The sequence below is a fragment of the Teredinibacter sp. KSP-S5-2 genome, from assembly GCF_032773895.1.
Lineage (GTDB): Bacteria > Pseudomonadota > Gammaproteobacteria > Pseudomonadales > Cellvibrionaceae.
In genome coordinates this window covers 2,133,836-2,160,091 of sequence record NZ_CP120416.1, presented here as the reverse complement: position 1 = coordinate 2,160,091, position 26,256 = coordinate 2,133,836, and the positions used below count along the sequence as shown (strand labels likewise).

At 42.1% G+C, this 26,256-nt stretch carries 30 protein-coding genes; 21 read left to right on the top strand and 9 right to left on the bottom strand.

Annotated features, from left to right (window positions below; genetic code table 11):
• Positions 1 to 7 precede the first annotated feature (7 nt).
• The 5 genes from P5V12_RS09715 (at position 8) to P5V12_RS09695 (ending at position 5,133) form a co-directional block, all read left to right on the top strand.
• Positions 8 to 1,996, top strand: coding sequence for an ankyrin repeat domain-containing protein (locus tag P5V12_RS09715; RefSeq protein ID WP_316957154.1), 1,989 nt, complete (start codon positions 8 to 10; stop codon positions 1,994 to 1,996).
• Positions 1,997 to 2,050: 54 nt separating this feature from the next.
• Positions 2,051 to 2,824, top strand: a complete 774-nt coding sequence (locus tag P5V12_RS09710) for a hypothetical protein (RefSeq protein WP_316957153.1) — start codon at positions 2,051 to 2,053, stop codon at positions 2,822 to 2,824.
• A gap of 106 nt (positions 2,825 to 2,930) precedes the next feature.
• Positions 2,931 to 3,677: a type 1 glutamine amidotransferase domain-containing protein gene (locus tag P5V12_RS09705; RefSeq protein WP_316957152.1), complete on the top strand. Its 747-nt coding sequence runs from the start codon at positions 2,931 to 2,933 to the stop codon at positions 3,675 to 3,677.
• Positions 3,678 to 3,845: 168 nt separating this feature from the next.
• On the top strand, positions 3,846 to 4,115 hold the full coding sequence (locus P5V12_RS09700; RefSeq protein ID WP_316957151.1) for a hypothetical protein: 270 nt from the start codon (positions 3,846 to 3,848) through the stop codon (positions 4,113 to 4,115).
• Positions 4,099 to 5,133 (top strand): lipid A deacylase LpxR family protein, encoded by a 1,035-nt coding sequence (locus P5V12_RS09695; RefSeq protein ID WP_316957150.1) that lies wholly within the window; start codon positions 4,099 to 4,101, stop codon positions 5,131 to 5,133. The genes P5V12_RS09700 and P5V12_RS09695 overlap by 17 nt, the downstream gene beginning before the upstream one ends.
• A 44-nt stretch (positions 5,134 to 5,177) precedes the next feature.
• Here P5V12_RS09695 and P5V12_RS09690 read toward each other — a convergent pair whose 3' ends face one another.
• Complete coding sequence (locus P5V12_RS09690; protein ID WP_316957149.1) at positions 5,178 to 5,699, bottom strand: helix-turn-helix transcriptional regulator; 522 nt, start codon at positions 5,697 to 5,699, stop codon at positions 5,178 to 5,180.
• Between the two features lie 8 nt (positions 5,700 to 5,707).
• Positions 5,708 to 6,454, bottom strand: coding sequence for a cytochrome b/b6 domain-containing protein (locus tag P5V12_RS09685; RefSeq protein ID WP_316957148.1), 747 nt, complete (start codon positions 6,452 to 6,454; stop codon positions 5,708 to 5,710).
• 204 nt (positions 6,455 to 6,658) lie between these two features.
• Here P5V12_RS09685 and P5V12_RS09680 point away from each other — a divergent pair, with 204 nt between their 5' ends.
• Together P5V12_RS09680 and P5V12_RS09675 are read left to right on the top strand one after the other, a co-directional pair.
• A complete protein-coding gene (locus P5V12_RS09680) occupies positions 6,659 to 7,012 on the top strand; it encodes a DUF3147 family protein (RefSeq protein ID WP_316957147.1) in 354 nt (117 codons plus the stop codon).
• A 58-nt stretch (positions 7,013 to 7,070) separates the two neighbouring features.
• Positions 7,071 to 7,316, top strand: coding sequence for a DUF1272 domain-containing protein (locus tag P5V12_RS09675; RefSeq protein ID WP_316957146.1), 246 nt, complete (start codon positions 7,071 to 7,073; stop codon positions 7,314 to 7,316).
• A 119-nt stretch (positions 7,317 to 7,435) separates the two neighbouring features.
• Here the strand turns inward: P5V12_RS09675 and P5V12_RS09670 are convergent, their stop codons facing one another.
• On the bottom strand, positions 7,436 to 8,596 hold the full coding sequence (locus P5V12_RS09670; RefSeq protein WP_316957145.1) for a hypothetical protein: 1,161 nt from the start codon (positions 8,594 to 8,596) through the stop codon (positions 7,436 to 7,438).
• Between the two features lie 636 nt (positions 8,597 to 9,232).
• Between P5V12_RS09670 and P5V12_RS09665 the strand changes: the two genes are divergently transcribed.
• The 6 genes from P5V12_RS09665 (at position 9,233) to P5V12_RS09640 (ending at position 17,214) form a co-directional block, all read left to right on the top strand.
• Positions 9,233 to 10,174: a DUF4382 domain-containing protein gene (locus P5V12_RS09665; protein WP_316957144.1), complete on the top strand. Its 942-nt coding sequence runs from the start codon at positions 9,233 to 9,235 to the stop codon at positions 10,172 to 10,174.
• A gap of 699 nt (positions 10,175 to 10,873) precedes the next feature.
• Complete coding sequence (locus tag P5V12_RS09660) at positions 10,874 to 12,421, top strand: arylsulfatase (RefSeq protein ID WP_316957143.1); 1,548 nt, start codon at positions 10,874 to 10,876, stop codon at positions 12,419 to 12,421.
• A 355-nt stretch (positions 12,422 to 12,776) separates the two neighbouring features.
• A complete protein-coding gene (locus tag P5V12_RS09655) occupies positions 12,777 to 14,999 on the top strand; it encodes a multiheme c-type cytochrome (protein WP_316957142.1) in 2,223 nt (740 codons plus the stop codon).
• Between the two features lie 101 nt (positions 15,000 to 15,100).
• On the top strand, positions 15,101 to 15,763 hold the full coding sequence (locus P5V12_RS09650; protein WP_316957141.1) for a hypothetical protein: 663 nt from the start codon (positions 15,101 to 15,103) through the stop codon (positions 15,761 to 15,763).
• A gap of 70 nt (positions 15,764 to 15,833) precedes the next feature.
• The gene (locus P5V12_RS09645) at positions 15,834 to 16,565 is read left to right on the top strand and encodes a hypothetical protein (RefSeq protein WP_316957140.1); all 732 of its coding nucleotides are present in this window, start codon (positions 15,834 to 15,836) and stop codon (positions 16,563 to 16,565) included.
• A 139-nt stretch (positions 16,566 to 16,704) separates the two neighbouring features.
• Positions 16,705 to 17,214: an energy transducer TonB gene (locus tag P5V12_RS09640; RefSeq protein WP_316957139.1), complete on the top strand. Its 510-nt coding sequence runs from the start codon at positions 16,705 to 16,707 to the stop codon at positions 17,212 to 17,214.
• 169 nt (positions 17,215 to 17,383) lie between these two features.
• Here P5V12_RS09640 and P5V12_RS09635 read toward each other — a convergent pair whose 3' ends face one another.
• The 3 genes from P5V12_RS09635 to P5V12_RS09625 all read right to left on the bottom strand — a co-directional run bounded on the left by P5V12_RS09635 (position 17,384) and on the right by P5V12_RS09625 (position 19,781).
• Complete coding sequence (locus P5V12_RS09635) at positions 17,384 to 18,424, bottom strand: hypothetical protein (RefSeq protein WP_316957138.1); 1,041 nt, start codon at positions 18,422 to 18,424, stop codon at positions 17,384 to 17,386.
• A 647-nt stretch (positions 18,425 to 19,071) separates the two neighbouring features.
• Positions 19,072 to 19,302, bottom strand: a complete 231-nt coding sequence (locus P5V12_RS09630; RefSeq protein WP_316957137.1) for a hypothetical protein — start codon at positions 19,300 to 19,302, stop codon at positions 19,072 to 19,074.
• Between the two features lie 17 nt (positions 19,303 to 19,319).
• Complete coding sequence (locus P5V12_RS09625; RefSeq protein ID WP_316957136.1) at positions 19,320 to 19,781, bottom strand: helix-turn-helix transcriptional regulator; 462 nt, start codon at positions 19,779 to 19,781, stop codon at positions 19,320 to 19,322.
• A 156-nt stretch (positions 19,782 to 19,937) separates the two neighbouring features.
• Here P5V12_RS09625 and P5V12_RS09620 point away from each other — a divergent pair, with 156 nt between their 5' ends.
• The 4 genes from P5V12_RS09620 (at position 19,938) to P5V12_RS09605 (ending at position 21,890) form a co-directional block, all read left to right on the top strand.
• Entirely contained in the window at positions 19,938 to 21,050 is a 1,113-nt protein-coding gene (locus tag P5V12_RS09620) for a phage/plasmid replication protein (RefSeq protein ID WP_316957135.1), read from the top strand.
• A 25-nt stretch (positions 21,051 to 21,075) separates the two neighbouring features.
• Positions 21,076 to 21,300 carry a hypothetical protein gene (locus P5V12_RS09615; RefSeq protein ID WP_316957134.1) on the top strand — a complete coding sequence of 75 codons (225 nt, stop codon included), beginning with the start codon at positions 21,076 to 21,078 and terminating at the stop codon, positions 21,298 to 21,300.
• A 120-nt stretch (positions 21,301 to 21,420) separates the two neighbouring features.
• A complete protein-coding gene (locus tag P5V12_RS09610) occupies positions 21,421 to 21,633 on the top strand; it encodes a hypothetical protein (protein ID WP_316957133.1) in 213 nt (70 codons plus the stop codon).
• A 14-nt stretch (positions 21,634 to 21,647) separates the two neighbouring features.
• Complete coding sequence (locus tag P5V12_RS09605; protein WP_316957132.1) at positions 21,648 to 21,890, top strand: hypothetical protein; 243 nt, start codon at positions 21,648 to 21,650, stop codon at positions 21,888 to 21,890.
• A gap of 379 nt (positions 21,891 to 22,269) precedes the next feature.
• Here P5V12_RS09605 and P5V12_RS09600 read toward each other — a convergent pair whose 3' ends face one another.
• Both P5V12_RS09600 and P5V12_RS09595 read right to left on the bottom strand, forming a co-directional pair.
• A complete protein-coding gene (locus tag P5V12_RS09600; RefSeq protein ID WP_316957137.1) occupies positions 22,270 to 22,500 on the bottom strand; it encodes a hypothetical protein in 231 nt (76 codons plus the stop codon).
• Positions 22,501 to 22,517: 17 nt separating this feature from the next.
• Positions 22,518 to 22,979, bottom strand: a complete 462-nt coding sequence (locus P5V12_RS09595; RefSeq protein WP_316957136.1) for a helix-turn-helix transcriptional regulator — start codon at positions 22,977 to 22,979, stop codon at positions 22,518 to 22,520.
• Between the two features lie 156 nt (positions 22,980 to 23,135).
• Here P5V12_RS09595 and P5V12_RS09590 point away from each other — a divergent pair, with 156 nt between their 5' ends.
• From P5V12_RS09590 to P5V12_RS09575, 4 genes are all read left to right on the top strand, one after another.
• Positions 23,136 to 24,248: a phage/plasmid replication protein gene (locus P5V12_RS09590; protein WP_316957135.1), complete on the top strand. Its 1,113-nt coding sequence runs from the start codon at positions 23,136 to 23,138 to the stop codon at positions 24,246 to 24,248.
• 25 nt (positions 24,249 to 24,273) lie between these two features.
• Positions 24,274 to 24,498 (top strand): hypothetical protein, encoded by a 225-nt coding sequence (locus P5V12_RS09585; protein ID WP_316957134.1) that lies wholly within the window; start codon positions 24,274 to 24,276, stop codon positions 24,496 to 24,498.
• Between the two features lie 120 nt (positions 24,499 to 24,618).
• Positions 24,619 to 24,831, top strand: coding sequence for a hypothetical protein (locus P5V12_RS09580; RefSeq protein ID WP_316957133.1), 213 nt, complete (start codon positions 24,619 to 24,621; stop codon positions 24,829 to 24,831).
• A 14-nt stretch (positions 24,832 to 24,845) separates the two neighbouring features.
• A complete protein-coding gene (locus P5V12_RS09575) occupies positions 24,846 to 25,088 on the top strand; it encodes a hypothetical protein (RefSeq protein WP_316957132.1) in 243 nt (80 codons plus the stop codon).
• Between the two features lie 255 nt (positions 25,089 to 25,343).
• Here P5V12_RS09575 and P5V12_RS09570 read toward each other — a convergent pair whose 3' ends face one another.
• A complete protein-coding gene (locus P5V12_RS09570; RefSeq protein ID WP_316957131.1) occupies positions 25,344 to 26,228 on the bottom strand; it encodes a TPR end-of-group domain-containing protein in 885 nt (294 codons plus the stop codon).
• Positions 26,229 to 26,256: the final 28 nt, after the last annotated feature.

Below are 26,256 nucleotides of genomic sequence, written 5' to 3'. Positions count from 1 at the left end.
TGCTTTTATGATCAGATTAACCATTGCAAGTTTATTCATGCTCTCCTCGTTTATTGTTTTTGCTGCGCAGGCAACAAACAGTGAGATATCAACAATCAAAAGCCCTCAAGTTAAAAGTGCGGAAAAATCCTTAAGGATGCAGGATTTTAAACGCGCATTTTCTCTTTATCAGGCGGCGGCAACTAATGGTGATGCGGAAGCACAATATCAGCTTTCTAATATGCTGACCCTTGGTACGGGAGGACGAGTCGACAAAAATGCTGCTCGAACATGGTTGGGTAAGGCCTCTGCGCAAAATCATCCGGCAGCGCTGTATCAAATGGGAATGCTAATACGGGAAGAAAATAAGCAGAAAGCAGGAGAACTCATTCAGCGCTCAGCTCAACTCGGGTATCGTCCGGCATTGGAATTAATCGAAGGACGCGGAGAAAACTTTATTCATGCATTAGAAGGTGACGACGAAAATAATTCGCTCTGGTTTGGGGCTGCGCGCAAAAACTCTCCCGAAGAATTAAAAAGATTGGTAAAAGAAGGACAGATAATCGACCAGGTTGACAGCGCAGGCAGAACGGCGCTTTTTGCTGCGATCGAGTCAAAAAGTACTGAAGCGGTTGATTGGCTGCTCGCCAATAAGGCAAACCCAAATCATCGTGACAAATTTGGTGATACACCTGCCTTTGCCGCGGCGAGAACAGGCAATAAACCTGTGCTAAAAAAAATCTTAGCTGCTGGAGGGCAAGTCGACCATGTGTTAGGCAATGGTGATAATTTATGGCATTACATTATTCGGCTACAACAACCTCAAATGGCCAGTATTTTAATGCAGCACAAAACACCGGTTAATCAACAGAATATTGATGGCTGGACGCCCCTGGATATGGCCGAATACAAAGGGGATAAAAGCATTATTCAGTTGCTTAAACAAAAGGGGGCTACTCACGGTAAAGGCTGGACCAATACTAACACCATACTTAGCGTTACTCCGGAAACATTTTTTGAAACAAAAAAAGGGGTGCGAGAGGTTTCGTTGGCAGAGCTGGCAAAAGTAATGTTTAGTGGCAATGTAACGCTTACGCAAAAAATTGTTGATGATCAGCCAGCATTATTAAATCAAATAATGCCTGACGGATCGCACTTGTTGTTATTAGCAGTAAATGCGAAAAACGCAGATATGGTAAATGTTTTTCTACAAAGAAAGGCGGACGTCAATCAACCGGGGGCAGGGGGCATTACCGCACTACACAGTGCAGCAAGGCAAAATGATTCTGCGATGATTCAAGTATTGTTGGATGCCGGTGCAGACCCTCTACAAATGGATGACAACCAAATGGACGCCATTGGCTGGGCAATTCAATCTGAACACAGTGAAAGCGCCTTACTCTTATTGCAGTACGTGAAAGAAAACCGGAAGTTATCGAAGGCCAGTCGCTATTTACTGTTGTCGGCAAAAGCCAACTTAGCCGATGTTGCTGTAAGTTTGAGTAAAGAAACCAAATTGCACGCCGTAAGCGATGATCTGGGGAGAAGTGCAATATGGTATGCGGCTTACAACAACAACCCGGAATTAATTAAACGTTTATCCCGTGTAGTAAAAACACAATCTGCAGATAATCAGGGCAAAACCCCATTTTTCGTGGCAGTAGAGCGAAACTGTTATGAGTGTGCTGTTTTGCTATTTCCAGCTAATGACGTTAACCTAAAAACTCAGTCCGGTGATACACCACTCATTGCTGCAGCTGCTACAGGTAATGCTAAACTTGTGCAATGGCTTATCTCTAAAGGTGTCGATGTTGAGCTTCGTAATGAACTGGGGAACACGGCGTTGATCGTCGCGACAGAACATGAGGATATGAACATCGTTAAACTGCTAGTAGGAGAAAAAGCCAAACCGGGAAGAAAAAACAAGTTGGGTATTTCCGCTCTGGATGTAGCCGAACGAAAAAACCAGACTATCTATGCGTACTTAAAAGAACAATCTGTTTTAGGCGTTTTTTAAAAATAAAAACCAATAAAAATATAACTTTCACGAGAACCTATCAGGTAGAGAACATTGAAACCACTAAATAACCTATTTAATAGTTGTTCCCGCTTTTCTATTGCCCTGGCAATTGCAGCCGGCATGCTAAGCGCGAATATTCATGCAGAAAATGCCGTATCCAATCCGTCAGAAAAGGGACATATAGGTTCCGTGGATTCGCTGACCCAAGGACTACGACAGCGCCTGGAAAGCAATCCAGATGATTTGGAAGGCTGGATATTACTTGCCAAATCTTACAACTACATGCAGCAATGGGATGAGGCTAAATTCGCCTATGAAAAAGCCAAAGAGCTGGGGTATGACGGCCCACCGTTGCAACCAAACAGCAACATGCCCATGCAGGGTAATCCTCATGCTAACCACGCTAAAAGAGAAAATGTTTCAAGTATTATCACCAATGGTGTAATGGATGCTATAAACAAGAACAATGCTTCTGCAAATTCTCCTAACGGTATTCCTGTGAGTGTCAGTATTTCTTCTGAACTCAAGAACAGTCTCGATCCCAATAGCAGAGTATTTATATTTGTTCGTGCTGTTGGTGAAAATGGCCCTCCGCTTGCCGCGGTTCGAAAAATGGTTTCTGATTTACCCGTTACTCTGGTGATGAATGACACCATGGCCATGATGCCGGGAAGAAATATTTCGTCTGTCGACAAAGTGACTATCGTTGCTCGAATTTCTATGTCTGGCAGTGCGGCGCAATCAAAGCAAGATATCGAAGTCTCGTCAGACACACTGAACTCAGATCACTCTGAAAAAGTTGAGTTGACGTTATCCCAGAATTAATTACCACTGTCGGTTATACGGCACAAATTGGAATATAAAAATAGATGAATGCTGTAACACATATTTATTACAGCATTCGTTATGGCAATACGAAACAGGGATCGAAATGCAAAACTGGTTACGTTTTTTATTTATTGTAACGTTACTCTCAGCAACCTTCGGGCATGCGTCAGAAAAGAAGGTATTAATTATTGCATCAAACGCCATTGATATGGGGGATGCAGAAAAACATGATGCAAGAAACAACCTATGGGAGTTTGCTCCGCCATATCATGTTTTTGTCTCCCATGGTTACGATGTGGACTTTGCTTCTCCTAACGGAGGGGCGGTGCCATTTATGATGGACCCGCTGGGTATCAGTAGCTACACCATTAAGTACGAAGGCTTTCTGGAAAAAGCCAATAACTCTCTCAAGCCGGAACAAATTCAACCGAACAATTACTCGGCGGTATTTATTGGTGGAGGTTATGGTGTGTTATTTGATGTTGCCTCCAACAAGAAGCTTCAAGAAGTTATAGCCAAAATCTACGAGAACGGCGGCATTGTTGGTAGCTGCGGACACGGCGCTGGAGGCTTTGCCAATGCAAAACTCTCCAACGGTAAGTATTTGGTTCAGGGAAAGCGCGTTGCCGGTTTTCCCGATGCAACAGAAAAAGAAAAAAACTGGGCCAAACATGGGGAGTTGTTACCATTTCTTGTCGAGCAACAACTAAGGGAAAACGGTGCGATAGCCATCAATAAAAACACCGTTCGCGATAAGCATGATGTTATTGCGGATGCGCGTATTGTATCTAGCATGTTTTTACCATCTGCAGCGCTTGTCGCCAAAGAAATGCTGCTTTTACTTGAATAAGAGCGCTCTGCTTGGTTTCCTTGTACCTGCCTGCATCGTTTCTTTCTTATACAAAGGCCAAACCATAATTAATATTTAATAACTTGCCAATTTATATTAAATATTTTTTCTGTATTCCCCCTCCTAAAATATGGTTAAAGCATAGAGGTTAGCGTGCGGGGTCGAGGTATGACGACAGAAGAAAACACAGCGATAGTGATCATTCGCGAGATGCGGCAACATATGATGCCGCGAGTTAACGGGTTACTGAGTAAGCTACAAAAAGGCGGCAGTTTGGACAGCTTTGATATGCTGTTTCTTGACCAGCTTATCCAGCAATTGAAACACGCCGCCCCTATCGTTCGCTGCGATAAATCCTATTTGGCGGTTCACTGCGAATTGCTCAGCCGCATTAATACCTTGACTGACTTGGCGATCGCCAATGATCTCAATTGTTGAGGTGTCGATGAACAGGGTGCGATCAATACTATTCTTGCTGTTGTTTCTTATTTCCTCGTTAGCCGATTCCAGCAATAGCGAGTCGGATAACGATATGTCTTTTTTCTCTATTACGTTTGAAAACGATGTATTTCTACAGGAGGACGGTGGCTATACCAACGGTATCGGTGCTTCTTGGGGAAAAGGCGTGTTTGATCGTTTTACTCAAGACAATACTCCAGATTGGCTCCATTGGATAATTAAAGACCTGTACATCAATACCATGAATAATAAGTATCGTGGTATTTCTTATGGTTTATCGCATCTCATGCAAACACCGCAAGATATTGAAACCAGTGAACTGGTCGAGGATGAACCGCCCTATGCGGGGTTACTTATTGGCCGTACAACGCTTTATGCCTTCGATGAAAAACAAACCGACAGGTTAACACTCGCAGCAGGTGTCGTTGGGCCAATATCGGGTGCGGAAGAGGCTCAAAAATTTATACACAAAACAACGAATGGTGACGACCCGAAAGGGTGGAATCACCAACTCAAGAATGAACCGGTCTTTCTTATTCAGGCGGAACGATCCTGGCGAAATTATGAGTTTACAAGCAGAGGGGTAGACTTCGATATTATTTCTACCGTCAGCGGTTCACTTGGTAACTTACAAAGCGATGTTGGTGCTGCCGGGACAATACGGTTTGGTTCCAACTTATTAGAAAGCTTTCCGACTGCGTCGATTATGCCTGGTCACGAAGTGAACCCTATGGCCGGCACCAAAACCGGAAACTGGAGCGTGTTTACCAGTTTTTACACCCGGTATGTTTTTAATAGTTTGTATATTGAAGGCAATACTTTCCGCGAGAGCCACGGCGTTGAGTTGAACCACGAACAATGGGTACTCAGCTATGGGTTATCAGTGAATCTAGGGCGTTGGTCAATGCTGTTTGCCAGTGCAGAATCCAATAAATGGTATGAGGGGCAAAAAGAAGATGAACGATTCGGTACGGTAAGTGCGACGTATCGTTTTTAAAACCAATACGTCGTTCAGTAAACCCTTTGATTTTCCCTGTTCAATTAATTGTTTCCTACTTCCTTTGCCGGTAATAGGTCTTCGAGGAAAAACGCAGACAGTTCGGAACGGCTGGTCAAACCCGCCTTTGAATAAATAGACATGGATTGAGCTCTGGCGGTTTTCTCCGATGTGCCGCGTATTGCGGCAACATCTTTTAAACTCATTCCTTTTAACAATAAAAAGGCCACTTCACGTTCCGCCGGAGTCAGGCTCCAATTGGTAAGCTGTGTATCAATCATGGCAGAGAGTCCATCAATATAGGCTTTGGCCTGATTCCGCCATTGATCGGCTTCCTCCTTTAAACGAAGCTCACGATCATGGGCTTTGCTTAGGTCCTGTTTCAGTCTGATCATATCCTTCAGCAGATAAAACACACCGCCCAACGCGAGCAAGCCAGCAGTGCCTTCTGCAAAAAGGTGCCACCAGGCTACGCCATCCTGTGAATCATTCACCAGGTCAGTGGCAATAAAAGCGGCAATCAGTAACAGTGTTGATAGCAAAATCCCCCGGTCTTTATTGTTCATGTTTGTGCTTAGTCATCCTCATCGTGTTCGTATTCATGCTCATATTCGTGATGCACGTGTTCGTCACCATCTTCAAACTCGGCAAGATGAAACTGTTTACCCATGATAGACAGGTTTCGGGTTGCGGGATCAAAGTTGGACACAAGGTAACCGGCCAAACCAAACGTGAGTAAAAGCAATACCACCCCAGTCTTGATATGCGCGGGAACCGGGGCTTCTTCATCCGCCACATTCTGTTTACAGCCAGTAATCATACTCTTACCGATGGGGTCTTTGTGCTTAATTGTATGAATAAGTACACCAGCGATATGGAGAATCACAACAACAATAAACGCATTCGCCAGCAGCTCATGCACTTCCTCAGCGGCTTCACCGCCTTGGCCTGTTGTCATCAGGAACCCGGTTATGCCCATCGTCAGGCCAATAGATAGCATCAACACCATTGCCCAGCTTGATGCGGGATTATGCCCAGACCAGAGTCGTCCGCTGGAGGAAAATACGTCCTTCACATAGGCAACCAGCGCAGCGGGGTTAAGCTGAAGATCGGAAAAGCGGGCGTGGCGACTGCCAACTGTGCCCCACAGAATACGCCAGAGAATTAAAAAGCAGAGCAACAAGCCGGCGATCATATGGAAAGAAAACACCGTCGAGTCATCATCAATGGTTTTACCGATGGTAAACGCAACAACAAAGCTCGCAGCAAAAAGCCAATGAAACACACGGGTGGGTAAATCATAAACGCGTTTCGTAGCCATAATGGTCACCTCGAATAGGGGAAAGAAGTTGTTTTGCAGCGAGACTACGCCTGTGAGCAGGGGGATTCCATTGGTCGAATGACCTAAAGCTGTGATATGCGGCAGTTTCTGCGATAATCTGCGTTTTAAATGAGAATAACTCTCGATATGACTTGCCATTTTCTGGCAACTAGCCCAAAGCCCAATATTTTTTGAGAACGGAATATGAGTTGGATTATTACCAAATACTTGGTTACGGCAGGTATCGTTGTTTTGGTTTCTGAGCTGGCAAAGCGCAGCGATAAAATGGGTGCACTGTTTGCAGCATTGCCCATGGTCACTATACTCGCGCTTATCTGGTTATATGTGGAAAAACAACCCGCAGAAAAAATTGCCAATCATGCCTGGTATACATTCTGGTATGTGATACCCACATTACCGATGTTTCTGGCTTTTCCCGCGCTAATGCATCGCTTTGGTTTTTGGAATAGTCTGCTGATATCGGCACTGATGACCATGGTTATCTTTGTGGTTTTTGCTCTGTTAATCCGCTACTTTAATATCAATTTACTGCCGTAAATGCTGTGAAAGCAGGCGCGCGGAGAATGTATTTCGACATAAAAAAGGATAGAACTGAATGCTGGAACTTAGACCCAATTGCGAGTGTTGTGATAAAGATTTACCCCCCGAGTCCATAGAAGCCGTGATATGTACCTTTGAATGTACATTCTGTTCGACATGTTCGGAAAATGTCTTGAATCATACCTGCCCAAATTGTGGCGGTAATCTGGTTCAACGACCCATTCGCCCACCGGCGGCATTAATAAATAATCCGGCGTCGACTAAACGGGTGCTTAAAGAAGGTGGGTGTAAATCAGTTTAAAAATTGACTCCGGTACTTTTAAGTACCGGATAAGTACCGGATAAGTACCGGAACTCAGGTTAACCTGTTTATTTCATCGGGATGAATACCAAGTGAATAAACGGGCTAATTGAGTAATGTTAAAGCTGACTGTCATTCGCGGCGCTATCATTGGTAGATCTATCGTTCAGGTAGAGCGACCGCATCACCTCAAGTTTCTCCTTGTCTTCCAGTAGCGAGCGATCCGAAAACATCATAATTCCAGACGATGGCGGTTTGGCACCTTCGATCATTACCTGACGAAATTCTTCGGGGGTAACTTCTCCCGGCGCATTGTGTGATTGCACAATTGGCCAGATTTTTGGGCCAGGGCCGATATCGGACTGCTTAATCTGCTGCCCAAGCCAGGAGGTATATTCGCTGACCCATTCAGTGGGTTTGGCCTTCATTCGATGGAACAACATGGGCGCAAGGACATCGGCGTTCCGGGCCAAGCCTTTCATATCAATACCGAGGGTACGATAGAGTGCGGCGTTGTGGTCTTCGGGATACCAGGCGCAATGGAATACACCCAGTAGGGCGTCCGGCTGAACCTCCTCCACCACTTCACCTAAATCCGATACCCACTGGTTAAGCACATGGTTACGCCACGAACGCCATTGCGGGTCGGTATGGCTTAAAATCCAGGAGGCCCGCTCGGCAGTATTTCCATCCGGTACGGTTATGCCGCTGTGTTTCGAGAACGAAGAGATGCAGTGCTCGCAAAAACAGGTCTCAGGCAAGATCGGATCTGTGGTTTCAAACTGCGCATGCCAGTGAACATAATCCAGAAAAATCCCATCCACTTTATAGTTCGCCAATATATTGCGTAACTGCTGCTCGCGATGCGCCTTAAAGCCCGGGTTGGTGGGGCATACCCCCATAAACCAATCTGCCGGTGGCGATTTTTTACCTGTCTGGTCTATGGGCCATGCATCCGGGTGTTCTTCAACATAATACCGGCCTAATAAGGTCGGGAACTCCACGAAAATACGAGCATTCTGGTTCTTAGCCGCGTTATAGATTTCGTCATCCAACGAAATACTGCGCACAAAAATCGCATTCATGCCGAGTTCGTCAAACCGATACCCAGCCTCCAGTAACGTGCCTGGGTCACCATACACACCGCGCGTAACAGCTGATTCCAGAGGTTTCTGTTTGGCTGGTATTGCCTGTTCGACTCGATTTTGCTGATCACAGGCACTGGCAAGTAATGTTGTAGAAAGTAATAATGCTTTTGAAAAGTGTCTATGGACTCGCATGATTCTATTGCCTCACAGTACGGCTGTTTATATTTATAAGACCTGATTATGTAATCGAAAAATAGCATCGCATTACATGGGTTATTCTTTTTTATTCTCTAACAGAGAAGGCGTTGGTTCCTGAAACCAAAGGCGACGCGATAGCTATGGTACCACCACAAGGTGAAATTCTGTTCAAAAGCCAACAGCAGACAGAGCTGCCTAATACCCTTATTCTTTTTAGTATATGGTGCAAAATTTGAGTGGATAGAGACCTTCAAAAAAAGAATAAAAAGCCGTTTTGCAAATAATCTGGTAAATCTAATGAGAATAAATAAAGTAGAGATCAAGCATAACCGAACCTCTAGTTTTACTAAATGCGCATAACTCATGCCAGACCAACCTAATAAATTTTACCTGCAAATACTTTTAAAAAATTTCATAAAACCTTTTAAAGAATAAAAGGTTACTAAGCCGTTCGCAGCGTTGCTCTTTGTTGTATTAAATGCCAGACTTTCTATATTCAATACTGCAATACCAAAATATTCAGCAATATCGCATGAAAAAAAGCAGGGTATTTCAGCTTGATTAAAGCGGGGGAAAGACAAGAGGCAGGGCATTACTGAATGCTGCAAATCATATTGGAGTGCTGTTCCAATGAAAACGTTATTTTCATACCCCATATTCTTTTCCCTCTTTCTTTGTTCCTGTGGCGGAGGCGGTGGTTACAACAGTAATTCATCATCAGTCGACAAAAACGATAGTAATCAAAGCACGCCAACGCTTTCAATCAACCTGACAGATGCGCCAGTCGATAATGCGAGTAATGTCTATGTTTCTATTCGAGGGCTCGCGTTAAATTTCGAGGACAGCGGCTGGGTTGACTACGATTTGAATGAAGTTGAACGAGTTGATCTGCTAACCTTACAGTCTGGTACAACTTTATCCTTATTGAGTGGTTTGGAAGTCGTTCCCGGCGAATATCGGGTTCGCTTGAACCTGTACGATGATGGTGATGAAACCACATTCGAACATTCAATTGTGATTGAAGAAGGTGGGCTTGAATATAACCTGTTTATTCCAAGTGGTGATCAAACAGGATTGAAATTAAACTCTAATATTATCGTGCCTGAAAGTGGGAGCATTTTTTACACCATTGATTTTAGTGTTCGAAAATCCATCGTTCGCCGCGGAAAAGACCACAACTATCTACTCAAACCGGTCCTAACCTTAATTGAAAATTCGAGAGCGGGTTCCATATCCGGCGTTATCGAAGATACCACTTTATTGGATACCGACTGCTCGGATGACGACCCAATAAGCCACAATGCAATCTATGTTTATGCCGGGCATGATGTCATTCCTGATGATATAGGTTCGGCAGGCGCGCAGCCGGTCGCAACAGTTTTAGTTGAATACGATGAAGTCTCCGGTGAATTCAGTTACAACATCCCCTTTATTGAAGTTGGAGATTACACTGTTAGCTTGACTTGCAATGCGGACTTGGAGAATATCGAAACAGACGATGAGTTATTGTTTAAAGCAACAGTAAATGAAACTGTTAGTGTTGTTGAGGCAAATAACAACCTTGAAGAATAAGTTGTTACCGTATAAAAAACAGTTCAACTAAATATATTCCGGAAGGCAAAGCAAAAACGTATAAATTGATTATCATTTGAGTATAACCATTCATATGCTTCATTTGAACTTAAAGCACACAAAAACCAATGTGCCTTCTTTGGCTTTCGATTCCTGAAGTGTTTTCTCACTATTAAGCAGCATTAATTATTTTTTGGTGAAAGCCATAAAAGTTGGAATGTTATGGATCTATTAACCGTTTAAAGGATTAAATGACGTCTAATATCACACGTTAAAAAACATTGCGCATTTCGTATGATTGTCCGGATTCTTGAGAAAGAATTTAGATATAAGAAATTGCTTTCAAAAAGCGAGTTAATTAAAACATTTTTATCTACACATTAAAAAAACAACTATTTTTTTGGTTAAAACTGACACTTAACTGTATTTTGTTTTACAAAAGCATAGCGGGTAATTTAAAAAATGCTTTTTTTCTTTTCTAATTTAGAATTCTGTCACGAACGAAAAAGTTGACATCTGGTTAAACATTCCAGTACCGTGGAAAATCGTGCGGTTGGATACATGGTCCCGAAAGTGGTTCAGAGGTATTGCGAGGATCTTTCTATTTAGTGTTGTTGTTTCTCAGTTTAATTTTATTTTGGAATTAACAGTAGACATAACAGTTGGCAAATGCCAACGCAAAGAGGAAGGTAATACAGTATGACGTATGTGACGACAAAACGTACCAAAATAAAAAAAATATTAGTGGGCTGTGTCTGGGTAGTTGGCTTGATGGTCAACTTAACCGCTTGTGCAGAACCTTCAGACAAACCTAATGTTCTCTTAATTATGGTCGATGATGTGGCGCCAAATTCGTTGAGTGCGTACAGCCATGGCATGCAGTACCCCACACCGAATATCGATCGTATAGCCAATGAAGGTGCATTATTTACGGACCACTATTCTCAGCCAAGTTGTACTGCCGGTCGTGCTGCAATTTTAATGGGACAGCTGCCTATTCGAACCGGGTTAACAACGGTTGGCCAACCAGGTAATCCATTGGGTATTCGTCAGGAAGATCCAACGTTGGCAGAGATTCTAAAAGAAGAAGGGTATATGACAGCCCAGTACGGTAAGAATCATCTGGGAGATCTTGATCAACATTTACCAACACTGCACGGCTTTGATGAATTTTACGGCAACCTTTATCACCTTAATGTATCGGAAGAGCCAGAACAGGAAGATTACCCTAAAAGCGCAGAGTTTCGTAAAAAGTTTTTACCTCGTGGTGTGATTGAATCCTATGCTACGGCGGATGGCGGCCAAAAAGTGAAAGATACTGGCCCATTGACTCGGGAACGAATGAAAGTTTTCGATGAAGAGATTCTGGCTCGTAGTCTGGGCTTCATGGAGCGTGCAAAGAAAAGCAACAAACCGTTCTTTATTTGGCATGCTTCAAGTCGGATGCATGTTTACACCCATTTGAAAAAGGAAAGTCGTCATTTGGCTACTCCAATTAGTTCCGAGGAAGACTTGTTTGGTAGTGGTTTAATGGAGCATGACGGACATGTTGGCCAATTGCTCGATAAACTTAAACAATTGGGTATGGATAAAAACACCATTGTTATCTACACCACCGATAACGGCCCTGAACAAAGTACCTGGCCCCACGCTGGTGTAACCCAGTTCCGCGGAGAAAAAATGACGACCTGGGAAGGTGGCGTTCGCGCGCCATTCCTAGTACGTTGGCCAGCAAAAATTCCAGCTGGTTTAAAGCTGAATGGTATTTCTGCTCATGAAGATGTATTGCCAACTGTTGCTGCAGCCGTAGGTCGTCCAAATATCAATGAAGAACTGAAAAAGTCGCATAAAGTGTATATCGACGGCTTTAACAATCTTGATTACTGGATGGGTAAAAAAGATAAGTCTGCACGTAATCACTTTTTCTATTATTACGAGAGCGATTTAACCGCGGTGCGAGTCGGCCCCTGGAAAATGCATTTTGCCACTAAAGAGCGATACTTTGATGATATGGTTTTCCACACCATGCCTCAGCTGTTTAACTTGCGTAAAGATCCATACGAGCACTATGACGATATAACCGGGTTTCATCAAATCATGATAAAAAGTTGGGTGTTCCAGCCAATGATTGCCTTGCTAACCGATCATGTCAAAAGCTTCTCTGAGTTCCCACCTCGCCAGGAGGGGGCTTCATTAAATATTAATGAGGCAATCCAAAAAGCCAAGAGCATGGCCAATCGGCAGTAATAAGAAATAGCGGCGCCTTCGGGCGCCGTTCTTGTTTTTAACGATATGATTAAGAAATTCTGCTGACGGGTTTAGATCCATTCTCCTTAACGAAGTGCTGTTAATTGAGCAAAAAATGCCGGAGTTACGAGTATTTTTTTGTTGTTAACCTTAGATATCACTATAACGGATGAATTTTAGATTAAAAATTTCTGATCTAAGGCTTCTTATGGGGCGTCTTAATTAATAAAAGATAAAGAATATATAGTTTTTTATGTTTTCGAGGTGTGAGTACGTGGCCAAGCATATATGCGCTACTTGGGGTTGGTTGAAAAAACAAAGTTATACAGGAAAAATTTTAATAGGCTTGACACTGATGCAAGCCGTATCCGTTTCGGCAAACTCTGGTAGCGAAGAGTGCGCCAGTTGCCATACTCAACAGTTTTCGGAATGGAAAAGTTCTCACCATTTTCATGCAATGGCTGAGATTAACAGTGCAACTAATGTGGGTGAATTTCTCAATCAAACCATAGAGTTTGATGGTGCAAAGGCGACGTTTAAACAGATAGATGGGCAGTACTTTATAGATATGCCCAATGTGAATGGAAAGCAGGTTGAGTACCGTGTAACCCACACATTTGGTTACTATCCACTGCAGCAATATATGTTTGAAGAAGGCCGCGGTAAATTTCAATATTTCCCCTATGCGTGGGATTCTCGGAGTAAAGAGGAGGGAGGGCAGCGCTGGTTTGTTTTGCACCCGGATCACAAACCGAATGATGAATTTCACTGGACGCAAATGGGGCAAAACTGGAACCAGATGTGTGCAGATTGCCACTCCACAGAGTTTAAAAAAGGCTTCGATCTTGAAAGCATGAGCTACCAGTCCACCTATGACGAAATTAATGTGGGCTGTGCCGCTTGTCACGGCGATAGTACTCAACATATGCGTTGGGCTGCAGGTGAAACATCCATCGCTGATAAAGGTTATCCAGATTATATCGGGAGTAAAACGCCGTTATTTAAGTCTGATGGTAAAGGCTCAATGACGGGTATCACCGCACTTAAATCCAGTAAGCAAATCGATATCTGCGCTGCCTGTCACTCACGTCGTACACCGTTTGAAGACCGCGCATTGCCCGAACATTTTTACGAGACTTACCAACCTTCATTGCTCACTTCAGAGCTGTACCACCTTGATGGACAAATTTGGGACGAAGACTATGTATGGGGCTCGCTCTTACAAAGTAAAAAATATCAGGCAGGGGTGACGTGTACCAATTGTCATAATCCGCATTCCGGTAATCTAAAGTTACCGGGCAATTACGTTTGCACTCAATGCCATGAAGCTAACACCTACGATGTGACAGCCCATCATGGCCATCAGGCGGACACTCAAGGTGCCTATTGTGTTGATTGCCATATGCCTGCCACGACCTATATGCAAGTGGACGACCGACGCGACCATGCATTTAAAATACCCAGACCAGACTTAACCCAATCACTGGGCGTACCTAACGCCTGTAATGATTGTCATGAGGACAAGACACCCGCGTGGTCAGAACGGGCGATTCTGCAGTGGCACCCGGACAGTAAATACATAGGCAGTGAACATTTTGCACAAGCCTTTCACAAAGCAGAACTGGGAACCGCGGATTCCGGAAGGGCATTATCGAAAATTGCACAAGACGGGCAAACCCCCGATATTATTCGCGCATCGGCTCTACAACGAATGGCGTTAGTACCTGGACGTGATGCCATGTTGGCGATTATCCGCGGGGTACGTGATGAAAATCCGTTAATGCGGCAAGCCGCTATTGTCGCTGCGGTTCCATATTCGCTGTCAGATCGATGGCCGATGTTAAATACTTTACTGAACGACGATCTGAAACCCATTCGAACTGAAGCGGCCAGGGCGCTTGCAGGTAGTTTGGTGCAGGCCGAAGCGCTGGGGTTAGTTGCCGTAGATAAAAAACGCTTGCAAGACGTGTTAGAAGAATATCGTGAGGTTCAGACCTACGCCGCGGACCGCGGTTCCTCTCATACCAATTTGGGCAATTTGGAAAAAGTTTTGGGCCACCCGAAAAACGCCGAAAAACATTATCGCAAAGCTATAGAGGTCGAACCTGCGTTTATACCTGCCTACGTCAACCTCGCGGATTTATACCGTGAGTGGCAGAATGAAAACCAAGTGCAAGACATTCTATCTCGGGCATTAACCAAACAACCGAAAGCAGATTCCGTGCTTTATGCAATGGCAATGAGCTTTGTGCGAAGTGGTAACAAAGAAAAAGCCGTTAAATATTTGCAAAGTGCCGCGAATGGCGCTGAACCTAATCCCAGCATTGTCTATACCTATGCGTTGTTATTACAGGATATAGGAAATCGCGATGCTTCCATCGAGCAGTTTCAACGCGCCTACACCTTAAATCCTTCGAACCCGGATATTAATTACAGTTTGGCACTGAACTATCAGGCGAAGGGGGATTATTCAAATGCATTACGCCACGCAAAAAAACTTGCGCAACTTATTCCCAATAACCCGCAAATTAAGCAATTAGTTCGTCAGCTTGAAAGCCAGAATAAAGGGACGAATTGAAACCACTATCTATACAATAATGGTAGCGGCCGGGAGGCTATAAGATATACACTTGCGAGTATATACGCATTTAGATAAAGCCATTGAAGTAGTGAAAGAGTATGAATCGTAAACTAACAGCATGGAGAAAAAGCAGAAAGTTTGGTGATATACACGGTGGTCGTACTCGTCTTCGCTTGACTGACAATATCTTCAAACGATGCCATAGCCTTAAAAAACCAAGTATAAATGATGATCTTCCAATTTTAATTGAGGATAATCCGTCAAAGGATTTTTTCTTTCCTTTGTCTGTGCATGAAGTTGAGAGAGCTTTAAAGGCTCTTCCCGAACCGGACCATAAAGAAATAACCCACATATGGTTGCGAAGGTTGAAGAAGTCGGATTACGAAAATGGGCAAACACCTCTAGCGGAATTTATATGTGGTAGTGGTGTAAGAGTTATTATTTTATATCCTATACCCAGGAGCATGATTATAGAGTTGGGGAGAAAAAAGCCTTCCTCACGGAAACTCAAAGAGCTTGGGAATTGGTGTGGTGACATTAGTTTGAAGAACGGCAGGTGGTGTGCAAAATGGAAATTGCCAGAATTACGAAAATATTATATTGGCAATCTTTTATATCATGAGGTTGGACACCATATAGACTGGTATTCCCACAACTGGAGTAAAACCAACTCAAAAAAACTTGAAGGGCATGCTGACAAATATGCGTTCCAAAAAACAGCTACGGCAACATACATATTTAATAAGCTAGAGTCAGCGTGAGAACGCTGTCACCACTTGAAAACTATAACCATAGTTGGCGCGAAACCCCAAAAATTGTAAGGAAGTAAAATTGAATATTTTAAATATACTATTGTTTGTTGTGGTTCTTTTTTCTGGTATTGCTCATTCACAAGAGGCACTCATTGAGGAAGAGGTTATCGTAACAGGGATTAGGGGATCTATAGATGAGTACCCAGGCGTTACTTTTACAAAGAAAGGGGATTATCTTTTGTTAAAGCTTCTAATCTCCAATGATACGAGAGAGGAAGAAGTAAGAAAAAAAGAAATATACAAAACGCTACAAGACTCTATAAAACTAGCTGCTAAAGATTCAAAAATCGAACTTAGTGTTGTTCAAAACGGGTTCGTTGTACCATTAACAAATGAAAATTACCGTATCGATTTGGAAAAAGGTAGCCGGCCTGACACAAGTGAAGCCCAAATTAGAGTAAAGACAACGATTTCTTCCAGCGTAAAAAAACCAGAAACTCTGATCGCAAACATGAAGAGATTTGTAGAATCCATTCCTGTTTCTGGTCGAGTGGAAATAGCAGTTCTTGATGAAATAGATGTCAGTGTTGTAAATCCATCTCAATATCGATCCAAAATATTGGAGCTTGTTACAGAGGACATTAAAAACGTTTCCAGCAGTTTAGGCTCAGACTATAAAGTTGTTTTATATGGTATAGATGGCCCCGTCCAGTGGGTTAAATCAGGCTCTATTAACTTAACTCTGTACATCAACTATAACTATACAGTAATACCTAGTACAGTAAGCTCGATCTCAGCCGAAGCGTATTAGGAACAATATCAACTTTTTAAGTTGAGGTTACTGGGCAAAGAGGGGAGTGAGTTTCAATTGAGGGAGAGTAAATTTGAATAAAATAGTGATAGCAATAGCATGTTTAGTTGTGAGTTCGTGTACAACCATGAGCAATGTAATGACCTTATCAGATGGTCAGTATTTCCTAGAAAGTGAGGGACCTAGAATCACATCTGAGAATCGCATAGCTCAACAAAAAGCTATAATTTATAAAGCCATAGAATACTGTTACTCAATAAATATGGTAATAGACGAGCGCAGTAGGAAATTAAATAGCTCCTATATGAGAGGGGGAATCAATAAGACTATTCATAACCTTTGGTTTTCGTGTAAGACAGAAAATAAAGAACTAGGCACCAATCCTATTAAAATTTATAGCGCTGCACCAATATATCCGAGTTATGCTGCCTCAAACAACATATCAGGTTTCTGCACTGTCATTTACGATATTAATATAGAAGGAAAAACAGAAAATGTATTGATAACAGAATGCCAGCCGAAAGGGATTTTTGAAAAGGTATCTGTTGACGCAGCAAAGTTATTCGAATACATACCCAAACAAGTGAACGGTAAGCCTGTACGAGAAAAAGGTGTCAAAAATCGTTTTACCTTTGAAATCGGAGCATAATCAAGACTATCAGTCTAACTCTGTAACACCAGTTATCTGTTGATATATAACAGTATTCCTAGAGTTTTACCAACCCAAGTCCTGACAAGGTAAGTTTGTGAATTATTATAGTGACCATAACGCGGATGATCCAGTGTAGCTGATTCATCCACGCCAATTCCCCGTGATGTTATAACCACTGATAAAAGTCCACAATAAACTGAACTCGTTCGAGTGCTTCAGGGGGTATATCTTTTTCAGCCTGGCGATCCTTTCCTGCAAAGCGCACAGTTCCTCCTGCGTACGTTAACAAAGCATCAATCAACGACTTTTCCTTACCCAGAACAGGAAGATCGAGCGATTCGTATATATTATTTCGGTTGCTGTAACGCTTTACATCACCATACACACCTTGCTTTTCGTATCGAAACTGATCAGAAATAACCGTAACATCATTAAATGAAACCCAGCTATCTCCACTAAAATTAAATTTGATCCTCATCTGCTTGTCTTCATCTTTTACAGAGATATACACCATAATTGGGTGGAATTTAGATAGATCAGAGTCTTTGTCTCGAAGCTTGTTGGAAACCCAATATTTGTCCTGGGATTCATCATGTTTTAAGTCTAATTGGTTGAAGGCAAGAAATGCATTAGTATGCTCTTTCTTTACGTGCTTTTTGATAAAACTGATCCGGGCGTCAATGTCATCTTTTGTAAGAGTTTCGCCATTGGAAAGGGTGTACGCAAGAATCTTTCCATAGGTAATAAGGCTCTTGTATTCGATAGAAATATTATTGCCTAACGCAGTACCTACGCGCTTATTAGCTTCCAAATACTTGTCGTAATCAATGAAATAGGAACTGGATTCTATGGGGTCAGAAGCTTCAACTGAATAGTAACGGTAGCCATAGGTCTTTCCGTTTTCAAAGGTAATACGATAGATATTGTATTTTCCTTTTGTAGGTTCCGGGGTCATAGAATGAAAGAAACCGCGAAGCCCTCTGAATTGATCGTATTTGGAAGAGCAATTTGTCTTCTCAGGATCATTACAAAGATCAAAAAGCAGAGTTTGTTTCCAATTACTGCCTTTGATGTCACCAGTCAAAGGATCGCCAACAATAATGACTCTTTTACCTTGCGACGCCTCATCAAAATTGAATGACGATTTAGCATGAGCATCTACGTGATAGATACAAAGCAAAATTAATATCAAGAATATGCGATTCATAGCTAGGTCCGTTTTTTAATGAGTATGATGAAATAAACGTCTGTATTTAACAGGAGATGATACCTATACAGCTAGAACTTAGTCTAGATGAACACATTTTTTTCAAATTTCAAATTCTTCAGAGCGGTGTATTGATTTGGTAATACATCATTAGATGTGGCAAAGGTAATCTATCCGAAACAGCAATCGATGCAAAGAATGTAATGGACGACCTAGAGTCGTTTGTTGATGTTGCTCGAGCAGTTCAGAGTCAACTTAAGAGTCTGTAAGTATTGAGCCGGAAGCTTTGTGGATGTACCGCAGGTACAGGTATAAAGCGTTGGCTTATTGATTGGGGCTAATAATGAAGATCGAGGCGTGCAAGCGAGCACCGCAGGGATAATAAAAACAGTATTGACCGGCACCTTGCCCCATACATAAATGCGCATAATTGATTACCTTATGTCGCATAATTGATCATATTGCTAGGAATTTCCTTTCTTTTTCTTGATTAACCTTTCTGCTTGAGGTGATCTGTTTCAGAATCGTAGGAACGATTCTGCGCTAATTAGCGCTGTACTCTATGCTGATGGGGAGTCCAGAGGGGGAACCCCTCTGTGCAAGCTCACAATGGACTGTGAGCGCTGCTAAGCCTACCTGAAGGGCATTTAGTACTTAAGAATGTACCTGTTTTCTGATTCGTACAGCATGCCTATGACAGCATTCTTCCCGTGTTTTTTTACGACATACTTTGCTTGGTTTTCAGTTGCGAATCTCATCGCCAGCTCTGGTTTTGACTTCCCCCACAGGTACCCATCCTTTGATCTTTTAATAAGGAACTCATCTGACTCTTCCAAGTAAACAATGTATCCAATCAACTTTCCGCTAAGTTCTGACATGTTAATTTTCCCTATTTTCACTGGTTTTTTTCATTTTCCTTCATAGGATTGTTTGGATTTGGAACCATTGGGCTTGTTGCTTCGGTCATGTACTTAATGTGAAACCACTTTTTTTCTGCACTGAATGTTTTTTCAATGCCAGCTGCGATACAGTATTGGTCGATTACATGCAACAGTATGTTTTTATTCTGTTCTGGTAATTCCTCAATCCTCTCAATCATTGCTTTGATTACTTGACTACCGCTCATTTTTGAACTGTCGGTTATGAGGCTATCTGCGGAACACCCTAAAGCTTCCATTAGTTTGTAAATGGTGGATAGCTTTGGGTCTCCGCTTTTTCCCTCGAGCTTGGGGATATGTGAGCTTTTTAGGTCTGCTTTCTCGGCTAATTCAGCCTGGGTCCATCCTTTTTCCCTTCTAAGACGTTTTAAATTTTCACCGAAAGACATTTTTATCTCCGTTTCATATGCTGTAGGCATTATTTTACCCCCTGTTTTCCCCTTCGAGCTTGTTTATACCCTATAGTAATGATTAAATATATTCTACAGGGTAGTTGACAGGTTTCGTCGGGGTCTCTGTTACACCCCGACTTAGTCCGGACGTCCGGATAAATTGCTCAAAATGCAGACACTTTTATGTGGTTTATTGACAAGCTTAATGTGCAGCAGGAATACGATTTTCGGCTTCCCATAGTGGGGGAGCATGGAGTGCTTCGTTATGATTTAGCTACGGGCGAAGCGATCAGCGACTCTCCAAAATCCCTTAAGCTTGAAGGCTCCTATTCTTCCATGATTACGATTCGATCCAATGGCTCCAAGATATCGATCCAGGGCAATCCTAGTCGTTTTAATCGCACAGAAAACGTTTTTGGCTTCACTTCTTTTGATGATTGCGTTGCCGTTTATAACAGCATTTTGCTTAGGCTTGATTTACCGGTTTTAACTAAGGCTACTAGTTTTGATTACCTTCAGGGGGAGGATGGAACTAGGGCTAAGCTTGTGTCAGATGGCGCGATGTTTGATCACATTGACTTTACTCGTAATTTTTCGGTAGGAAAGGGTGCCGAAAGGGCATTTATAAAAGCATTGTCCGGGCATCGGATAGGAAAGGGTCAAGAGCCTTATCTTTATCCAAATGGTATGACGGTTGATTGGTATAAGGGATCAGATCTTCATTATAAGAAAGTTTATTGCAAGTCATGTGATTTAATTAAGCATCAGAAAAAGAGATTGAAGAAGGCTGATGACGATCAGTTTGAGTATTACAGAAAGTTAATTAATTGGTGTAATGATTTGGGATTGTTAAGAGAGGAACATTCGTTTAAGCAAACTTTTTTGAGGAGAAAAAAGCTTTGTTTTTATGGCTTAACAAAAGAGAGTGATTTTAGTGAGTTTTTAAGAGATGTAGAAGGTGTTATTAAGAGATTTACAGTTATGAATACTCAGTACGAATCAGTATCAGATCAGCTTCTTTCTAACAATGTTGTCAAAAGCCAGCAGGCGGCGAATGCTACTCAGTGTGTTTATTTAAAGTGGTTACATGGTGATGATTTAAATCTTGGTCGATCTCAATATTATGAACATAGGCGCAGATTGTTATCTTTGGGTGTAGACATCTCTATGCCTAGAGATATTACAAAAATGCCTTTGAGTATAAGGTCGAATGATCTTATTGATATCAAATCAGTTGCTATTCCTGATTGGTATAGACTTCCTTTAACTGCACCAAGGTTATCTTTGGTTGCGTAATATCTCGAGAACACAGGACAAAACAATGACTGAATTTTTTAGGTTAGCTGATGATGGTCGTCCCACGCCGATTCCCATTTTGCTGTCTCTTTTGGATCAACCGGATGTTCCAGAATGCATGTGGCATCCTGAAGATAGAGAGTATATAAAGACTCGTCTGAGGGAGAGTGAGGGTCATGGTAATAATCTTCATGTGAAACTTCGCGCTGACAATAAGCTTATTCTTATTGGTGAGCCGGTAATGGGTTAGGTTGTGGCATCGTCTTCTATAAAAAAATATCTATACCCGCTTGATGAAATTTATGATCATCATCGACGCATTGAGGGGAATTGTTTTTATAGATACTTTCCTGATGTTGCCAGGTCTTTTATGTCTTATTGGCGTGAAATTGAGCGCGTTGATTTTGGTGGTTTGGCCACCTATGAAACTGATGAGTTGTATTTTTTCTTTGAGGAAAAGTTACGTTCGATAGCTAGGGTTAATATCGATTTTTATTGGATGATTTATGATTATGACGGCAATCCATTGTACTTGAATGGCAGGGAGCCTGAGCCGTTTTGGATGAAAAGACGCAAAACTTAAATAAGGTGATCCTTATGGTTGATCAGTTAGTAGACCAAGTTGATAACGATAGCTTGAATCAGTGGCTTTATGAGGATGGCTTTCAGAAACTTATCGAGAAAGCTGCGAAAGTTTGCTCCATGTATCCGTTTGTTTTTGATGTTAATGCTGATGGTGAACCTTCAGACAAAGCATTGGAGTCTGTTTCTCATATCAATGAGCTGAGTTCGATTCTTTCTGTTATTCATGTGGTTCAAAGTCAGCTTAAAGGTCTGTAAGTATTAAGCCAGAGTTTTGTGGCTGTACCGCAGGTACAGGTATAAAACGACGGCTTATTGATTGGGGCTAATGAAGACCGAGGCGCGCAGGCTACGAGCACCGCAGGGATGATAAAGCCCCAAATACCCTGGGTATCCTTTCCTACACATAAGTGCGCATAATTGATTACCTTATGTCGCATAATTGATCATATTGCTAGGAATTTCCTTTCTTTTTCTTGATTAACCTTTCTGCTTGAGGTGATCTGTTTCAGAATCGTAGGAACGATTCTGCGCTAATTAGCGCTGTACTCTATGCTGATGGGGAGTCCAGAGGGGGAACCCCTCTGTGCAAGCTCACAATGGACTGTGAGCGCTGCTAAGCCTACCTGAAGGGCATTTAGTACTTAAGAATGTACCTGTTTTCTGATTCGTACAGCATGCCTATGACAGCATTCTTCCCGTGTTTTTTTACGACATACTTTGCTTGGTTTTCAGTTGCGAATCTCATCGCCAGCTCTGGTTTTGACTTCCCCCACAGGTACCCATCCTTTGATCTTTTAATAAGGAACTCATCTGACTCTTCCAAGTAAACAATGTATCCAATCAACTTTCCGCTAAGTTCTGACATGTTAATTTTCCCTATTTTCACTGGTTTTTTTCATTTTCCTTCATAGGATTGTTTGGATTTGGAACCATTGGGCTTGTTGCTTCGGTCATGTACTTAATGTGAAACCACTTTTTTTCTGCACTGAATGTTTTTTCAATGCCAGCTGCGATACAGTATTGGTCGATTACATGCAACAGTATGTTTTTATTCTGTTCTGGTAATTCCTCAATCCTCTCAATCATTGCTTTGATTACTTGACTACCGCTCATTTTTGAACTGTCGGTTATGAGGCTATCTGCGGAACACCCTAAAGCTTCCATTAGTTTGTAAATGGTGGATAGCTTTGGGTCTCCGCTTTTTCCCTCGAGCTTGGGGATATGTGAGCTTTTTAGGTCTGCTTTCTCGGCTAATTCAGCCTGGGTCCATCCTTTTTCCCTTCTAAGACGTTTTAAATTTTCACCGAAAGACATTTTTATCTCCGTTTCATATGCTGTAGGCATTATTTTACCCCCTGTTTTCCCCTTCGAGCTTGTTTATACCCTATAGTAATGATTAAATATATTCTACAGGGTAGTTGACAGGTTTCGTCGGGGTCTCTGTTACACCCCGACTTAGTCCGGACGTCCGGATAAATTGCTCAAAATGCAGACACTTTTATGTGGTTTATTGACAAGCTTAATGTGCAGCAGGAATACGATTTTCGGCTTCCCATAGTGGGGGAGCATGGAGTGCTTCGTTATGATTTAGCTACGGGCGAAGCGATCAGCGACTCTCCAAAATCCCTTAAGCTTGAAGGCTCCTATTCTTCCATGATTACGATTCGATCCAATGGCTCCAAGATATCGATCCAGGGCAATCCTAGTCGTTTTAATCGCACAGAAAACGTTTTTGGCTTCACTTCTTTTGATGATTGCGTTGCCGTTTATAACAGCATTTTGCTTAGGCTTGATTTACCGGTTTTAACTAAGGCTACTAGTTTTGATTACCTTCAGGGGGAGGATGGAACTAGGGCTAAGCTTGTGTCAGATGGCGCGATGTTTGATCACATTGACTTTACTCGTAATTTTTCGGTAGGAAAGGGTGCCGAAAGGGCATTTATAAAAGCATTGTCCGGGCATCGGATAGGAAAGGGTCAAGAGCCTTATCTTTATCCAAATGGTATGACGGTTGATTGGTATAAGGGATCAGATCTTCATTATAAGAAAGTTTATTGCAAGTCATGTGATTTAATTAAGCATCAGAAAAAGAGATTGAAGAAGGCTGATGACGATCAGTTTGAGTATTACAGAAAGTTAATTAATTGGTGTAATGATTTGGGATTGTTAAGAGAGGAACATTCGTTTAAGCAAACTTTTTTGAGGAGAAAAAAGCTTTGTTTTTATGGCTTAACAAAAGAGAGTGATTTTAGTGAGTTTTTAAGAGATGTAGAAGGTGTTATTAAGAGATTTACAGTTATGAATACTCAGTACGAATCAGTATCAGATCAGCTTCTTTCTAACAATGTTGTCAAAAGCCAGCAGGCGGCGAATGCTACTCAGTGTGTTTATTTAAAGTGGTTACATGGTGATGATTTAAATCTTGGTCGATCTCAATATTATGAACATAGGCGCAGATTGTTATCTTTGGGTGTAGACATCTCTATGCCTAGAGATATTACAAAAATGCCTTTGAGTATAAGGTCGAATGATCTTATTGATATCAAATCAGTTGCTATTCCTGATTGGTATAGACTTCCTTTAACTGCACCAAGGTTATCTTTGGTTGCGTAATATCTCGAGAACACAGGACAAAACAATGACTGAATTTTTTAGGTTAGCTGATGATGGTCGTCCCACGCCGATTCCCATTTTGCTGTCTCTTTTGGATCAACCGGATGTTCCAGAATGCATGTGGCATCCTGAAGATAGAGAGTATATAAAGACTCGTCTGAGGGAGAGTGAGGGTCATGGTAATAATCTTCATGTGAAACTTCGCGCTGACAATAAGCTTATTCTTATTGGTGAGCCGGTAATGGGTTAGGTTGTGGCATCGTCTTCTATAAAAAAATATCTATACCCGCTTGATGAAATTTATGATCATCATCGACGCATTGAGGGGAATTGTTTTTATAGATACTTTCCTGATGTTGCCAGGTCTTTTATGTCTTATTGGCGTGAAATTGAGCGCGTTGATTTTGGTGGTTTGGCCACCTATGAAACTGATGAGTTGTATTTTTTCTTTGAGGAAAAGTTACGTTCGATAGCTAGGGTTAATATCGATTTTTATTGGATGATTTATGATTATGACGGCAATCCATTGTACTTGAATGGCAGGGAGCCTGAGCCGTTTTGGATGAAAAGACGCAAAACTTAAATAAGGTGATCCTTATGGTTGATCAGTTAGTAGACCAAGTTGATAACGATAGCTTGAATCAGTGGCTTTATGAGGATGGCTTTCAGAAACTTATCGAGAAAGCTGCGAAAGTTTGCTCCATGTATCCGTTTGTTTTTGATGTTAATGCTGATGGTGAACCTTCAGACAAAGCATTGGAGTCTGTTTCTCATATCAATGAGCTGAGTTCGATTCTTTCTGTTATTCATGTGGTTCAAAGTCAGCTTAAAGGTCTGTAAGTATTAAGCCAGAGTTTTGTGGCTGTACCGCAGGTACAGGTATAAAACGACGGCTTATTGATTGGGGCTAATGAAGACCGAGGCGCGCAGGCTACGAGCACCGCAGGGATGATAAAGCCCCAAATACCCTGGGTATCCTTTCCTACACATAAGTGCGCATAATATATATTATGTTAAATTGGATATATAACCGTATACCCCCACATAGACACATGGCTATTCAAGGACATTCGTTGCCCACTATCTCGGGTTAAGTTATGAGGCTGAGCTGCCTTTATTGAGCATATTTTTGAATGACTCCAGCTCTCTTAGTTCAACTAGAGCTGGATCCGTTTCAATGTCGTCGCGGAAGGTTTCACTGAGCGCAATGGCTTCGCTTAGATAATCAATTGCGTCTTCGTAGTAACCCATAACCGTATGGGCGCACGCCAGTTGATAAAATGCGTGACTGTTTCCTGGGTCGATGGTTAAAGCCTGATTACACAAGTTGACGGCCCACTGGGGCTCGTTAAGCTCTAGTACCGAATCGGCTTTATAGGTTAAGGCTTCACAATCTTCAGGTTTTAGTTTTAGGATTTGGTCGTATATAGCTATGCGATTAGCCGCAGAGTTTTCCTGCTGTGCACGTAACCATAACGATTGAACTTCTTGTGTTAGTTCTATTTCGTCCCGATTTTCCTCAATGTGTCGAGTTTTTTGCTTTAGCTGCTGCTCAATAGCATCAAGTCTGGCTTCGTATTCAGTCACCAGATTGTGTATTTTTTCGTCGGCGATAGATTGTACTTTTTCCTTAATATCACGGATCGATGTCCAGCCGACTAACACCAAAATCGAAGACACCCCTGCGATCAGATAAAAGAAATAGGTAACCGTGTCAGTTGCATATGTAACCGCCCTGTCGACTGAGGTGTGCTCCCTATCAAGTATCTGTTGCATGAGTTCATGCTTGGTATTGGCGAGGTCTGTGCGAAGTTGTTTCAACTCATCCAGCACGTAACGCTCTATAAATGGTGTGTATAAAGGTTTTTCCAGTGTATTTATTTCTTCTTCGTTTTTGGTTTCTGTTGCCGTGGACCAGACGCTGACGAGGATTAAAAGAATCAAACAACATACTTTTGCGTAGCTTTTGGAGAATGGCATGATATTTTTCGGCCGTATTGATGAGTTC